13 protein-coding genes and 1 other annotated feature are annotated in these 14,839 nt (G+C 44.3%); of the genes, 10 read left to right on the top strand and 3 right to left on the bottom strand.

What is annotated here, in order from left to right; translation table 11 throughout:
- Positions 1-71: 71 nt before the first annotated feature.
- The 5 genes from M3191_RS17285 (at position 72) to brnQ (ending at position 5,564) form a co-directional block, all read left to right on the top strand.
- Positions 72-977, top strand: a complete 906-nt coding sequence (locus tag M3191_RS17285) for a carbohydrate ABC transporter permease (RefSeq protein ID WP_251701585.1) — start codon at positions 72-74, stop codon at positions 975-977.
- On the top strand, positions 977-1,882 hold the full coding sequence (locus M3191_RS17280; RefSeq protein WP_353056541.1) for a carbohydrate ABC transporter permease: 906 nt from the start codon (positions 977-979) through the stop codon (positions 1,880-1,882). Before M3191_RS17285 ends, M3191_RS17280 begins: the two co-directional genes overlap by 1 nt.
- A gap of 38 nt (positions 1,883-1,920) precedes the next feature.
- Positions 1,921-3,045, top strand: coding sequence for an ABC transporter ATP-binding protein (locus M3191_RS17275; protein WP_251701583.1), 1,125 nt, complete (start codon positions 1,921-1,923; stop codon positions 3,043-3,045).
- A 74-nt stretch (positions 3,046-3,119) separates the two neighbouring features.
- Positions 3,120-3,371, top strand: a binding site (T-box leader).
- Between the two features lie 69 nt (positions 3,372-3,440).
- A complete protein-coding gene (locus M3191_RS17270; RefSeq protein ID WP_251701582.1) occupies positions 3,441-4,247 on the top strand; it encodes a YitT family protein in 807 nt (268 codons plus the stop codon).
- Positions 4,248-4,259: 12 nt separating this feature from the next.
- Complete coding sequence (gene brnQ, locus M3191_RS17265; protein WP_251701581.1) at positions 4,260-5,564, top strand: branched-chain amino acid transport system II carrier protein; 1,305 nt, start codon at positions 4,260-4,262, stop codon at positions 5,562-5,564.
- A 207-nt stretch (positions 5,565-5,771) separates the two neighbouring features.
- Here brnQ and M3191_RS17260 read toward each other — a convergent pair whose 3' ends face one another.
- The 3 genes from M3191_RS17260 to M3191_RS17250 form a co-directional block, all read right to left on the bottom strand.
- Entirely contained in the window at positions 5,772-6,365 is a 594-nt protein-coding gene (locus M3191_RS17260) for an NADPH-dependent FMN reductase (protein ID WP_251701580.1), read from the bottom strand.
- Positions 6,366-6,383: 18 nt separating this feature from the next.
- Positions 6,384-7,367: a ring-cleaving dioxygenase gene (locus tag M3191_RS17255; RefSeq protein ID WP_251701579.1), complete on the bottom strand. Its 984-nt coding sequence runs from the start codon at positions 7,365-7,367 to the stop codon at positions 6,384-6,386.
- Between the two features lie 245 nt (positions 7,368-7,612).
- On the bottom strand, positions 7,613-7,996 hold the full coding sequence (locus M3191_RS17250; RefSeq protein ID WP_251701578.1) for a RidA family protein: 384 nt from the start codon (positions 7,994-7,996) through the stop codon (positions 7,613-7,615).
- Positions 7,997-8,256: 260 nt separating this feature from the next.
- Here M3191_RS17250 and allW point away from each other — a divergent pair, with 260 nt between their 5' ends.
- From allW to wrbA, 5 genes are all read left to right on the top strand, one after another.
- Positions 8,257-9,687, top strand: coding sequence for an allantoin permease (allW, locus tag M3191_RS17245; protein ID WP_251701577.1), 1,431 nt, complete (start codon positions 8,257-8,259; stop codon positions 9,685-9,687).
- A 27-nt stretch (positions 9,688-9,714) separates the two neighbouring features.
- The gene (locus M3191_RS17240) at positions 9,715-11,049 is read left to right on the top strand and encodes an allantoinase (protein ID WP_251701576.1); all 1,335 of its coding nucleotides are present in this window, start codon (positions 9,715-9,717) and stop codon (positions 11,047-11,049) included.
- Positions 11,050-11,097: 48 nt separating this feature from the next.
- Positions 11,098-12,372: an MFS transporter gene (locus M3191_RS17235; RefSeq protein WP_251701575.1), complete on the top strand. Its 1,275-nt coding sequence runs from the start codon at positions 11,098-11,100 to the stop codon at positions 12,370-12,372.
- A gap of 30 nt (positions 12,373-12,402) precedes the next feature.
- Positions 12,403-13,641, top strand: coding sequence for an allantoate deiminase (allC, locus tag M3191_RS17230; protein ID WP_251701574.1), 1,239 nt, complete (start codon positions 12,403-12,405; stop codon positions 13,639-13,641).
- 122 nt (positions 13,642-13,763) lie between these two features.
- Positions 13,764-14,375: an NAD(P)H:quinone oxidoreductase gene (wrbA, locus tag M3191_RS17225; RefSeq protein WP_251692961.1), complete on the top strand. Its 612-nt coding sequence runs from the start codon at positions 13,764-13,766 to the stop codon at positions 14,373-14,375.
- The last annotated feature ends 464 nt before the right edge of the window (positions 14,376-14,839 follow it).

Raw genomic sequence — 14,839 nt, 5'->3', positions numbered from 1 at the left:
AGCATGAGGAGAGCATAGAAGCTCTCCTCGTTTTACTACGTAAACAGATGTTACCGGGGGAGGGATAGCAAATGCGGAAGAAATTGAATTATAAACGGATGGAAGGGCTGCAAGGATATGTTTTCATACTTCCTTGGATAGTCGGATTTATCGCCTTCACGGCGGGACCGCTCATCTTTTCGTTTGCGGCGAGTTTCACGAACTACAATATAACGTCCCAAATGGATTTCATCGGATTTAAAAACTACGAAAATCTGTTCACTGCCGATAATCTATTCTGGACATCCTTATATAACACCCTCTATTACGTGCTGTTTTCCATCCCGCTCACGACTGCCGGGGCGATCTTTTTATCGGCCTTGCTCAACCAAGACGTACCGGGCATCCGGTTCTTCAGGACGATCTACTATTTACCGGCAGTACTTTCCGGGGTAGGGGTTTACCTTCTTTGGATGCAGTTGCTCGATCCGGGAACTGGTTTGGTGAACACCGCCCTTGGATGGTTCGGTATTCCGGGTCCAAATTGGCTGTTCGACCCCGATTGGACGAAGCCGGCACTTATTTTCATGAAAATGTGGAGTGTTGGAGGAGGAATGCTTCTCTACCTTGCGAGCATGCAAGGGGTATCGAAATCATTGTATGAAGCGGCGAAAATTGATGGCGCGAGTAGCTGGCAGCAATTCCGGTTTATTACAATCCCGATGATTACGCCAGTCATTTTTTTTGATATTGTCACGAGCTTGATCGGCGGCTTCCAAATTTTCCAGGAGGCATATGTTATGTCGAATGGAGAGGGCGGACCGGTGAATTCCATGCTGTTCTATAACTTATACATGTGGAAAAAGGCATTCGAATCGTTTGATATGGGCTATGCGATGGCGATGTCTTGGATTCTCTTTATCATCGTTTTCTTAATTACAATCATCAACTTGAAGCTTGCACCGCGCTGGGTTCATTACGAAGGGGAGGAGAGATGATGGAGGAAGTTGAAATGGCAGCAAAAAAGAGGGATGAAGAGCGGGTTGCTTCAGCCCCTGCATATTTCGACAATATACATACGAAAAGGAAGCTTCTTTCGCTCATTAATTTCATATTGCTCGCAGCGGGAAGCCTCCTCATCCTCTCGCCGATCTGGTGGATGATTTCAACTTCCCTTAAATCGATGGCGGAAGTGATGACGTATCCGCCAACGTTTTACCCTCATGAGTGGAATTGGGGCAACTATATAAAAACATGGAAAGCAGCTCCATTCGATACCTATGCGATCAATACAATTACGATAACGATGCTTGTCGTGATCGGGAGTGTCCTCGTAAACTCATTCATCGCATATGGCTTTGCTAAAGTGCCATTTAAGGGGAGGGGCATCCTATTTGCCATCGTCTTATCGACGATGATGATTCCTGGATTTGTAACGCTCATTCCGCAATACGTCCTATTCTCAAAACTGCAATGGATCAATACGTATTATCCGCTTGTTGTTCCAGCCTTTTTCGGAAGTGCATTTTTCATCTTCCTTCTCCGGCAGTTTTACATGACGATTCCGAACGAGCTGATCGAAGCGGCCAAAATAGAAGGGGCGAGCCATTTCCGCATTTGGTGGACGATCGGTCTTCCGCTTACGAAGCCGGCGCTTGCGACCGTAGCGATCTTTTCCTTCAATGGCGCATGGAACGACTTTTTAGGGCCGCTCCTTTATTTGAACGATGAGAACCTTTATACGCTCCAACTCGGACTGCAAGTGTTCAAAGGAGAAATGAATACACAATGGAACTATCTAATGGCGGGGTCGCTCCTCGTACTCTTACCAGTCATCATTCTGTTCTTCTTCTTCCAGAAGTACTTCATCCAAGGCATTAACTTGCAGTCTGGAGGGAAGTGACCAGTAGCCTGTGATTATTATCGAAAGAGGGTATCTGAATGTCAAAAATTGTGTTAAAAAACGTATATAAGCATTTCGATAAAAAGGTGACTGCCGTCTCCGATTTCAATCTGACCGTGGAAGACGGTGAATTCATCGTTCTCGTCGGACCTTCTGGATGTGGGAAATCGACCGTTCTACGGATGATTGCAGGCTTGGAGGAAATTTCATCCGGTGAATTTTACATCGACGGGAAGCTGATGAATGATGTCCCGCCGAAAAGCCGGGATATCGCGATGGTCTTTCAAAACTATGCTCTCTACCCGCATATGACGGTCTTTGACAATATGGCTTTCGGGTTGAAAATAAGAAAGTTCCAAAAGGACAAAATAAAGAAGCGTGTAGAAGAGGCGGCTGAACTATTAGGACTTGAGGATCTTCTTCATCGGAAACCGAAGGCGCTGTCAGGCGGGCAAAGGCAACGAGTCGCCCTTGGACGATCAATTGTCAGGGATGCCAAACTGTTTCTTATGGATGAACCGCTTTCAAACCTTGATGCGAAGCTGCGTTTCCAAATGCGCGCTGAAATCGCTAAGCTGCATCAGCGGCTTAAAACGACTTCGATTTACGTCACACATGATCAGACGGAAGCAATGACGATGGCGAGCCGAATCATCATCATGAAGGATGGTGTCATCCAACAGATTGGAACGCCCAAAGACGTATACGATAACCCGGAAAACACGTTTGTTGGCGGCTTCATCGGCTCGCCTTCCATGAACTTTTTTGATGGAAGGATTGTGAATAGCCAATTCATAGCGGATGATGTACATATTAATATACCCGAAGAGAAGATGGCGTACTTGCGGGAGCAAGGTTATGCCGGCAAAGAACTGACGATGGGAATTCGGCCGGAGCATATCCATCTGTTGACAGGCGAGGAAGAGGCGGAATTGACGAACTCAATCCTGTCTAAAATCATCGTTTCTGAGCTCACTGGGGCTGATACACTCCTTTATTCGATGCTCGGCACGCAAGAAATGATTGCTGAAGTCGAGTCGCGAACGAATGTGACTGCTGGTGAAGACGTCTATTTGACGTTCAATATGGATTGCGCCCACTTTTTTGATAAGGAAACCGGTGTCAGAATTCGTCCTGAAAAATCAGCTGTGTTAGTTGGTTAGTGGGCAGAAAATTCCGAAGTTACTAAAGCATATTGACTTTTCGAATCACTCTCTGCTAGATTGTATTGTAATAACAATAATCTGTGACGAGAAATAGTAAGAGAAGAACCCTGTTCTCTAGAGAGTCGACGCTTGGTGAAAGTCGATGGACAGATCTTATCCGAAAATCATCTCCGAGATGTAAAGCTGAAAACAGTAAGCTTTACCGGATTTCCACCGTTATATGGAACACGTATGATCGTACGTTGACTGAGCGCCGCACTGTTTCTTCTATAGGGGAACTTGCGGAAAATGGGTGGTATCGCGAGCACAAACTCGTCCCTGATTTAGGGGCGAGTTTTTTTATGTGGAAAACTCGAGAGTTAAGTCACATATTACTAGGGAGGTTCATCGTTATGAAAAATGTAGTTGTCGTCGCTGGTTCGTTGATTGTAGCATTTGCTTTCAATTTTTTTCTCGTCCCCTATGGGATACTGAGCAGTGGAATTAGTGGGATAGCTATTTTGATTGGGTTGATTACTCCATTTGATATAGGTGTAATGAATCTCTTGCTGAATCTGCCATTGCTCATTTTAGGATATTTTAAATTGGGAAGGTTGATTACGCTTAATACGCTCGTGTGTGTAGTGTCACTTTCATTTTTCTTATACATGCTGCCAGTCATTGCTGTGACAGATAATATCCTGTTATCGACGATTTTTGGCGGGGTCATAAGTGGAATCGGTGTTGGCTTGATATTGAAATACTCTGGAACGTCCGGTGGGCTTGATATTATTGCAATCATTCTTTCCCGAACGAGCAATATGAGTATTGGCCTTCTTCTAACGGGCATGAATGGCGTCATCGTTCTTATTTCCGGTGCCGTATTAAACTGGGATATTGCCTTATACACACTTTTATCCATCTATTTGACGGGCAAACTGATTGATAGCATCCACACGAATCATATTAAACTGACGATGCAGATTGTCACTTCGAAGGGCGAGGCAATCCGGGAAGATTTATTGAAATCCATCTACCGAGGCATTACAATCACGGAAGGGTACGGTGGCTACACCCAAGAAAAGAAACATATTTTAATGACGGTTGTTACACGTTATGAAATGTTGCAAGTGAAAAAGATTGTACGTGATTATGACGAGACTGCGTTTATAAATATATTTGAGACTGTTGAAGTAGATGGTGTTTTCGCAAAGAATTAGGAGGGTTTACGGATGACTAGAAAAAATGTGTTATTTTCAGGGCTCATGCTTTTTTCATTGTTTTTTGGGGCAGGAAATCTTATCTTTCCACCTCTTCTAGGATTGGAATCGGGGAATAATTTCGGTCCGGCGATTACCGGATTTCTAATTACGGGTGTACTGCTGCCGTTCATGGCAATCATGGCCATTGCCTTGTCTGAAAATGGACTAGTATCTATTGGGAGCCGGGTGAATAGGCTGTTCGGCTTGGTTTTTGCAGTCATCATCTATATGTCGATCGGGGCCTTTTATGGGATACCGAGAGCTTCAAATGTTGCTTACGAGCTTGGCGTCAAACAAATTGTAGACGTAAATGGCTGGGTTGCGCTTCTCATATTCTCCTTAGTGTTTTTCGGAGTGACATACTTCATTAGCTTAAACCCTAAGAAAATCGTCGATCGCATCGGACAGCTTTTGACTCCTATTTTATTGCTCGTATTGGCTATACTCGTTATCCGTGCTTTCATGAAATTTGAAAATATCGCATCTCCTGCGGCGGAAAATTATGCGACAAACCCATTTGTCAAAGGATTCGTGGAAGGATATTTCACGATGGATGCTGTAGCGGCGCTGGCGTTCGGGATCGTCGTCATCAATGCTTTGAAGGATAAAGGCGCGGCATCCAAGTCAGAGCTTGTGAAAGGAACATTATGGGCTGGTATCATAGCTGGCCTTGGACTAGCTATTGTATATGTTTCGTTAGGGTGGATCGGCAAGGTCATACCGAACGAAAACGGCTTTGCAAATGGCGCTGAAATTTTGACAGTCGCATCAGACTTATTGTTCGCCAGTGGCGGCGGGCTTCTATTCGGCTTAATTGTAACTCTCGCATGTTTGACGACATGTGTTGGCTTGATCAATGCTTGTGCGAGATTCTTCAACGAAATTTATCCGAAAATTCATTACCGTTCGTATGTCGCTGTTTTTGTGTTAATCGGCTTGTTGGTGTCTAATTTAGGGCTGAATACGATACTTAGTTTGGCAGTTCCGTTGTTGGTTTTCATTTACCCGATTTCGATTGTGTTAGTGATTCTATCCTTGTTCCAGCATTTTGCGGGCGGAGGGAAGATGATGTACCGACTATCGGTATCTGTGACAGCGATCTTTGCGTTTTACGAGGTATTGACGAATATCGGTTATAAAATGGAAGCCTTAACCGGATGGCTGCTAGACGTTGTGCCGTTCTTTGAGCACGGGTTAGGCTGGATCGTGCCGGCGTTTGTAGCTGCAGTGGTTGGTTATGGGATTGATAAGTACGGAGGGGGAGTACGAGAATAATATGCTGATTGTCCGTGCCATGCAGAACCGAGTTTATTGAAAAAGACCCACACTCCCGTGGAAGCGGAAGTGCGGGTCTTTAGTATGGTTGAAACCGCCTGATGTGCGAATAAATGGGCTACAGCGCGGCGGGAATATAAAGAGGACTGATTCAGAAAGTGGAATAACGCCGACTTTCTGAATCAGTCCCCATCATATAGAAAGAGATTATCGAATTGTTTTCAAAGCTGTTGCCCAGGGGATGACTTGGTCAAGCATTTGGTTTACGGACGAGGCTTGTACTTCTGCTGGTTTGAATTCCGTTCCGTTTTCAAAGTCAGTAAATAGAGATAGAGCTGGGTGGACACGAACGTCCGCGACGGATAGTTCGCCTAGGATGCCGCGTAAATGTTCCGCAGCACGTGCGCCGCCGACTGAACCGTATGATACGATGCCGGCTGCTTTGTTGTTCCATTCTTCACGAAGGTAGTCCAACGCGTTTTTAAGAGCTCCTGTAATGGAGTGGTTGTATTCTTGGACGATGAATACGAATCCATCTTGTTTTCCAACGATTTCTGACCATGCTGCCGCTCCTGAAGCATCGCTTCCCGGCTCGCCTAGCAACGGCAATTTATAATCTGCGATATCAATAACTGTATAAGTAGCGTCTCCGCGTTGATCTGCTAATTCTTTTACCCAAGCTCCTACTTGAGGGCTCACACGTCCATCACGAGTTGATCCTAAAATAATACCGATATTTAAATTTGTCATTGTTTGTTCCTCCTGTTGTTTAGAACCGAATAGTTTATCAAAAAGTCCCATCTTTTATTGTTCACCTCCTCACAAGTACTCTTTTTCAAAGTTCTTTGTACTGCGGACTGTATCAATCGGTCGTACAAGCCCTTCGATTTCTTCACGTTTTTCTTCAAAGAAGGGCGGCAATGATAGTTTTTCGCCAAGCGTTTCATACGGCTCATCCCCCATGAATCCAGGACCATCCGTGGCTAATTCGAACAGAATAGAAGGGGTGATTCTTGTATACAAAGAGCCGAAATAATAACGTTCTACATAGCCCGAGCTCGGCAGTTGGAAGCCGTGAAGACGTTTTTGCCAGGCCTCTATGTCAGCGCGATCCTCTACACGGAACGCTGTATGGTGGACGGTGCCAAAACCTTGACGTGCTTGCGGGAGAACAGTGTTAAATTCAACAACGACTTGAGCACCGTTGCCTCCCTCGCCCATTTCGAATAAATGGAATGCATCTTCTTGTGCGATTTCCTTCATTACGAAGACTTTTTCCAAGATTTCTTTCACGTGATCAAAGAAGGAAGTTCTGATATGGATAGGGCCGAGTCCTGTAATTGCGAACTCCAAAGGAATTGGTCCTTTTTGCCATGGGGTCCCAGATTCAACCCCTTCATTGAACTCGTCAGAAATGAGCTGGTAGTGCTGATCATCAAAATCCACGAACGGCAAGGTCTTTTTACCGAATTGTTCCTGGATGCCTGAATGCTTCACGTTGAATTTATCAAAACGTTTTACCCAATATGCTAGCGCAGCATCACTCGGCACACGGAAGGAGGTTTTGGAGATTTCATTTGTTCCATGAACTCCCTTTTGAATTCCGGGGAAATCGAAAAATGTCATATCTGTACCTGGATTGCCTAAGTCATCTGCGAAAAACAGATGGTACGTTTGAATGTCGTCTTGGTTCACTGTTTTCTTAACTAAGCGCAAACCTAATGTATACGTGAAGAAATCATAGATCTTCTCTGCACTGCTCGTAATGGCTGTTACGTGGTGAATGCCTTTCAATTCGTTCATATGCAAGTTCCTCCTTATTTTTATCTTGAATTCGAGATATATAGGTAAAAAATTTTGTTAGTGGGTACACTAACAGTATTTCAGCTTATTAAATTCTGTTCAAATTAATTTATCTTTAATTCAAGGTAATAATAACATGCTTATAACTCACCGTCAATAAATTCATTCGAAGAAAGACAAAAGGCGTCTGGAAAGATGGGTTTTCACTTACTTTCCGGACGCCTTCTATATTGTTTTGCATCAGTTTAGTTAGGTTTTTTTGCAATCGCTTCGATTTCTACGTCTGCGCCCAGTGGCAACGCTAGAACTGCGACACATGTCCTTGCAGGGTAAGGTTTGGAGAACTTCGTCGCATATACCTCATTCATTGCGGAAAAATACTTCATATCCGTTAAATATACATTCACTTTTACAATATCATCAGGTGTCAGATTAGCTGCATCCAATGCCTCAAACAAATGATCGAAGCATAGCTCCGTTTGTGCCCCGATGTCACCTGAAATGTTTTCTGCCGAAGCGGAGTTCATTGCGGTTTGCCCGGATAAATAAACTAAATCACCTGCGTCCACCGCAGCCGAATATGGACCTGATGCTGTTGAGCCCTTTACTTCATAAGCCTTTCTTGCCATCATAATTCCTCCTCTATTTATGAGCTGATATTCCATCATAGCGTAATCATCACTTTTTGTATAGAAGTTGAGAGTGCCCACAATACGGAATTCCTATTTGCTGGTGATTATTGCTGTTATATGTTTGCGAGGCAAAGGTTAGTGGATATAGAAGTAAGATGAGACACATAATAAGGGCAGTTTAGTCAAACATACAAGTGCGATAAAGACTTTGCTCCAAGCATAAATGCTAATTCATCCGAACCAGGGGGTCGATCCGATTGGAGGAACTCAATCGAGAGCAATTGAAAAAAGAAGGCTTTAATGATGACATCTTGCCTACGAAGCCGGAGGAACGAAGCTGGAGTATCGGAAATTTTGCTTCCGTATGGATGGGGTCCGTACATAATATTCCGAACTATATTGCCATTGGCGCACTTTTTGCTTTAGGGCTGTCTGTTGGACAAGTTTTTGCTGCAATTATGGTCGCAGCCATTATTATATCGGTAGTGATGGTGTTAAACGGACAGGCGGGTTCGAAATATGGTCTACCCTTTGCTATGCTGATCCGCTCTTCTTTTGGGACAAAAGGCGCAATGGTCCCGGGGATATTAAGAGGGGTAATTGCCGCCATCATGTGGTTTGGTTTTCAAACATATGCAGGGAGCCAAGCTTTGTCCATTCTCATCGCGAAGATGTGGCCGCCATTTTTGACATTGGGCGGGGACTGGAATCTTTTAGGGTTGTCATTGCCCGCATTAATTTCATTCCTTATATTTTGGCTGTTCAATGTCGCTTTAATTTATGGGGGAATGAAGTTTCTGGGGAAATTTACAAATATCCTTTCGCCAATTGTCTATTTTGTCTTCGGGGGTATGGCGATCTGGGCGATTAAACTAGCTGGAGGGGTTGCCCCCATCTTAGCTTACACAGGCACCGGGGTCAGTGGAAATCAAGTGGTCATCTTTATTGCCGCGGTCACGGCAGTCATTGCTGCATGGGCGGCTCCGATGGTAAGTGTATCGGACTTCACAAGATTGGCCAGCTCGACGAAAAGCCAGGCGATCGGTCAAACAGTAGGGCTGGTTGTAACTTATTTATTGTTTGCCGTCGCTAGTATTTCAATTATTGTCGGATCTGAGATTGCTTTTGGAACTCCCATCTGGAATGTGCTAGATGTCGTTGCCCGATTTGACAGTACATTTGCAATAGCGGTATCCGTCCTAACCCTTTGTTTGACGACCTTATCAGTGAACGTGACAGGTAATATTGTTCCCGCCGGTTACCAATTAGCATCGCTATTCCCGAAAAAGCTGACCTTTAAATCGGGTGCGACGATTGCTGCGGTCGTTGGAATTCTTGTCATGCCGTGGAAGCTGATGGAAAATGCGACTAGCATCTTTACATTCCTGAATATTATTGGCGGCTTATTGGCTCCAATCGCAGGTGTTATGCTCGCTCATTATTATGTAGTTTCAAAAACGGAAATTGACTTGGGCGAATTGTATTCAAAGAACGGAAAATATAATTACAAGAATGGTTTTAATGAAAATGCCCTTATAACCCTAGTTGTCTCAGGGGTTCTTTGCTTAATCGGCAATTTCGTCCCGTTCTTTGAACCGCTTTATGATATGTCGTGGTTTGTGGGCATTATATCAGCCTTTGTCCTTTACAGCGTACTGGAGATGAGAAGAGCTGCTAAGGCTTACTAATGAATTAAAAATGTGGAGGGGTTTATTATGGAAAAATACGATTTGATCATTAAAAATGGAACGGTTGTTACAGCAGATTCAACGGCAAAAGGAGATATAGCAGTCAAGAATGGTAAAATCGTGGAAGTCTCTGTCGGCAAGCCGCTGGAGGCAACGGCGGATCGGGAGATAAATGCGGAAGGGCTTCATGTCTTTCCTGGCGTCATCGACTCACATGTGCATTTTAACGAGCCGGGCAGAACTGAGTGGGAAGGGTTAGAGACGGGAAGCAGAAGTCTTGCCGCCGGTGGAGCGACATCATTTTTCGATATGCCGCTGAATAGTAAGCCCCCTACGGTCAATAAAGCCAATTTAGAACTGAAGCGAAAATTGGCGGAGGAAAAATCAATTGTGAATCCATATTACTGGGGCGGGCTTGTACCAGAAAACTTGGCTGATTTAAGAGATCTACACGAAGGCGGCGTCATCGGATTCAAAGCCTTTATGTCGCCAAGTGGAATAGATGACTTCCATAACGTGGATGACGAGACAATTTATAAAGGTATGAGAGAGATTGCGTCTTTGGGATCTCTTTTAGCCGTTCACGCTGAAAGTACGGTCATGTGTGAACAGCTTGCGGAGGAAAGAATCGGTCAAGGCAGAGTTACGGCAAGAGATTATGTCGAATCGCGTCCGGTCATTTCGGAAATTGAAGCGGTCCGAAGAATACTTTCTTATGCAGAACTGACGGGCTGCAAACTTCATATCGTGCATGCAAGCAGCCGGAAAGTCGTTGAAGTAATCAATGATGCGAAACAAAGAGGCGTCGATATCACGGTCGAAACATGCCCTCATTATTTATCATTGACTGTAAAAGATCTGGAGGAACAGGGAGTCATCGCAAAATGCGCCCCTCCATTAAGAGATCAAGAAGAAGTGGATGATTTATGGACGGCAGTCGCGAACGGAGAAATCGACACGATTGGGTCTGACCATTCCCCGGCGCCAGCGTCGATGAAAGTAATATCGGATAATATTTTTGATGGATGGGGAGGAATTTCCGGAGCCCAGTCCATGTTGAATATTCTTTTGACGGAGGGGCATTTCAAACGGAATCTTCCGCTAGAGAAAATTGTTGAATTGACTGCAACGAACCCGGCAAAGATATTTGGCCTTGATACGAAAGGAACAATCGCAGCCGATTATGATGCTGATTTGACGCTCGTTGATTTGAATGAAAGCTTTGAACTTAAAAAGGAAGATCTGTTTTACCGTCACCAACATTCTCCTTATGTTGGCAGGACATTTAAAGGGAATGTGAAAACGACAATTGTCGGCGGTGAAGTAGTGTTTGAAAACGAGCAACCAATAACAAAGAAATAATGGCTGGTTGGATGGAAAATCATTATTTAGGGGAGAGGGATTTCTTACATGACATCGAAGAAAGTGCAACCTCAACCGGGACAGAACAAGAAATTCACAATCCCCTATTGGTGGAAAGTGGTTTTTGCATTCACATTAGGATGGATGTTCATAAATGCCAATAAATATTTCTTGAATCCTATCTTAGGGCATATCGGTTTGGAGTATGACCTGAATAATTCCCAGCTCGGACTGGTCAATAGTATATTTTTTCTAACGTACACGGTTGCCCAAATTCCTGCAGGAGCTTTCAGTGATAAATTTGGCAGGAAAAAGTTACTGGTCATCGGTTTTATTTTATATGGAGTTTTGACCGGTGTCAGTGGGCTCATGGCTGGTTTTACAGGCTTCCTGGTCGCTCGTGCACTTGCAGGACTTTCATCTGCAACTTATTTCAGTCCCCAATTTGCAATATCATCTGAAGCGATACCGGAAAAAAATAGAACTGTTGGAAGTGCGATCATTAACAGTGGGTCCGGGATAGGAATTGCTTTTGGCTTCATCCTATCGAGCACATTAGTGTTGGAAAAAGGGATGAATTGGACGGTGCCTTTTTATATTTTCGGGGTGCTGACCATACTTGTCGGAATTTTAATTACGATATTGGTCAAAGAGAAGAAACGGGATACATCAAACGAACAGCGAGAAGAGACGATAGATAGAGGAGAAAAAGTTTCCATCTTTTCCTTACTTAAAAACCGTAATCTGCTCATTACGTTTCTAGTCTTATTCTGTTCCCTTTATGGGTTCACGGTCGTAGTTACGTGGCTGCCGAAGTTTTTACAAACAGAAAGAGGATTTCAGGGCAGTGAAGTTGGGTTAATATCTGCTTTGGTTCCATTGGCTTCTATACCTGGGGCGCTTGTTGCCAGTTATATATCCGATCGTCTAGGGCGGAAGAAGCCTTTCGCTTTCGTGCTCATTCCGATCGCTGCGATTGCATTATGGGCAACTGTATACGTTCAGACTACCGCATTGCTAATCACGGCATTATTAATTTATGGGTTATTCGGAAAGATTGCGCTGGACCCGATTCTTCTCTCCTCTGTTTCCGAAAACGTCGATAAATCAGTGTATGGGATGGCCTTCGGTCTCTTTAACTTTGTAGGCATGATTTCGTCAGTTATCGCCCCTTGGTTCGTCGGTTTTCTTGCGGATAAAACAGGCAGCATGACTGCAGGATTTTACTCCGCGGTCATTGTTCTAGCAGTCGGTTTCGTATTAATGCTGTTCTTTAAAGAAGGTCCAAAAGCAAAAGTGACAGATGCCGTAAACAGTAAATAATTGTATGAAAAAAATTTAAAAAAGGGGCAGATGAATGTGACAGATATAACACGTGAAATTGCTCATCTCGAAGAGTGGCTAGGTGAATTCGGAAAAGATCCCGAAGGCGGGGTCACCCGGTTACTTTATACGAAAGAGTGGGTGGAAGCGCAAAAAGCGTTGGAAAACGTAATGCAGAAAGATGGATTAACTACTCAATTTGACGAAATCGGAAATCTGTTTGGCCGTTTAGAGGGCAGTACTTATAAAGACGAAACTATTCTTACAGGCTCTCATGTGGATACAGTTAAAAACGGCGGCAAATTGGATGGAGCCTTCGGAATCTTGGCAGGTATTTTAGCAATTCGACTTCTAAAAGAAAAACATGGACAGCCTCTCCGCAATCTTGAAGTCGTGTCATTTGCAGAGGAGGAAGGAAGCCGATTCCCATACGCGTTTTGGGGTTCGAAAAACTTTGTCGGCATCGCGAAGAAGGATGAGGTTGAAAACATTACTGATTTCAACGATGTACCATTTGTCGATGCGATGAAAGAAGCTGGTTTTACTTTCAGGGATGAATCAAAAGTTTTCCGCAATGATCTGAAAGGATTTGTGGAAATCCATATTGAACAAGGCAATGTTTTGGAGACAGAAGGAAAAGATATTGGTGTCGTTCATAGCATTGTCGGGCAAAGACGTTTTACGATTGAAGTGTCCGGCGTTGCGAACCATGCGGGGACTACACCGATGGGGTATCGGAAAGATGCTTTATTTGCCGCAAGTCAGATGATAAATAGCGTCATCAGCAGGGCGAAAGAATACGGCGATCCTCTAGTTGCGACAGTCGGGAAGATTGAAGTGAAACCGAACACTGTAAACGTTGTTCCAGGGGAGGCATTATTTACGTTGGATGTTCGGCATACAGAAAAAGAGGCCTTACTGGAATTTACGGAAGAACTGACAACTATTATTAAAAAGATTTCTGCCGAGTCTAAGGTGGAGACGTCTATCGATATGTGGATGGACGAGGATCCGATTCCGATGGATAAACATATCGTTGAAGCTATAGAAAAGCAGGCGAAAGAAAATGGACTCAATTATAAAATGATGCATAGCGGTGCGGGCCATGATTCGCAGATCATTGCACCAGTTTTGCCGACTGCGATGATCTTCGTGCCTAGCCGTGAGGGAATCAGTCATAATCCACTGGAGTATACAAGTCCGGAACAATTGGCAGTCGGCGTTCAAGCTTTGATGAGTTCTTTATATGCATTGGCTTATGTGGAATAAAGAATAAAACTGTTTCTATTGGGAAAGTAGTAGAAGGATACAGTTTTGAAAATACCAAAGAAACAGGTGCAACGATGGGCTTTTTAGCTAAATTGTTTGGAAAATCAAAGGAGATGAAAAAAATGACAAATGTTAATGTCGCCGTAATTTTTTATAGTATGGGTGGTACAAATTATCAATTAGCACAATGGGCGGAAGCAGGAGCAACAGAAGCAGGCGCTGAGGTTAGAGTGCTAAAAGTACAGGAATTGGCTCCACAATCAGTAATTGACGGAAATGAAGTTTGGAAGGCAACTGTTGAAGCGACAAAAGACGTTCCGGTCGCGACTTCCGAAGATCTTGAATGGGCAGATGCGGTTATCTTCAGTGTTCCGACCCGATTTGGAAATATGCCATCGCAAATGAAGCAATTCCTTGATACTCAAGGCGGTCTGTGGGCAAGTGGAAAGACGGTCAATAAAGTCGTAAGTGCCATGACGTCGGCACAAAATCCACACGGCGGCCAAGAAGCAACACTGCTTTCTCTATATACATCCATGATGCACTGGGGTGCAATCATTGCAACACCTGGCTACACAGATCCCGTCCTCTTTGGAGCAGGTGGAAATCCGTATGGAACAAGCGTAACAGTTAGTCAAGACGGTAAAATGATTGAGGATGTGCAAGCAGCTGTTAAACATCAAGCAAAACGTACAGTAACCGTTGCAGAATGGGTTAAAAAAGGAAATCAATAAGATAAAATAATTCGGGGTTGTCCAGAGAGTCAGTATCTGGACAACCCTGATGCTTTTTTAAAAAGCACCGCGTTCAAAGAAAACCTCTTAAGTCAAAGCGAGCTCTCGCGCTCAAAGCGGGGCCTTCCGCGCTCAAAGTGAGTCATTCCGCGCTCAAAGCGAGGCCGCTCGCGCTCAAAGTGAGTCATTCCGCGCTCAAAGCGAGGCCACCCGCGTTCAAAACGAGACATTCCGCGCTCAAAGCGAGGCCCCCCGCGCTCAAAGTGAGGCCACCCGCGCTCAAAGTGAGGCCACCCGCGCTCAAAGCGAGGCCTTCTGCGCTCAAAGTGAGGCCTTCTGGTCTTCGGTCAAGAAAGTGGACACGAGAAAATGAGCGTTTTTTTCGAAAAGCCTACCGCGCTGCGCTTGGTGTACTTTCGTAAAAGAGCAGTTAAAAAGCCAACTGCTCTTCCACGAAAGTTGCG

This window comes from Sporosarcina luteola (genome assembly GCF_023715535.1).
GTDB classification, from domain to species: domain Bacteria; phylum Bacillota; class Bacilli; order Bacillales_A; family Planococcaceae; genus Sporosarcina; species Sporosarcina luteola_B.
This window is presented reverse-complemented; position numbering and strand designations above follow the sequence as displayed.